This window comes from Anabaena sp. CCY 9910 (genome assembly GCF_963920875.1).
GTDB lineage: Bacteria > Cyanobacteriota > Cyanobacteriia > Cyanobacteriales > Nostocaceae > Trichormus > Trichormus variabilis.
The window spans coordinates 1-226 of the sequence record NZ_CAWUDJ010000158.1 but is presented as its reverse complement, the minus strand read 5'-3'; the positions used below and the strand labels follow the sequence as shown (position 1 = coordinate 226).

General features: G+C 65.5%; 1 protein-coding gene. It reads left to right on the top strand.

Annotated elements, in window-relative coordinates:
- The coding region (locus ACM5QX_RS29680; RefSeq protein WP_414756781.1) for a hypothetical protein at positions 1 to 226 on the top strand (226 nt) is incomplete at both ends.

The following is a 226-nucleotide window of genomic DNA, read 5'->3' as shown; positions in this document are numbered from 1 at the left end:
CTACAATGTCGCTGTCGCGGCGGATGAGTTCAGGGTTGAAACCCCTGCAGCCGACGTCGGTTCCACAGTTTCGTCCCCGGACGATCTTGCGCTGAACGAAGAACAGGCCGAGCTGATGGACGGCGATCCCGACTGGACCGCGTCGGCGCGCCTTTATCACGCAGGCGGCGGCGGGGCTTCGGGCAATGACTCCCTGGGCTGCCGTCCGGTGGCCATGCGTACGGTC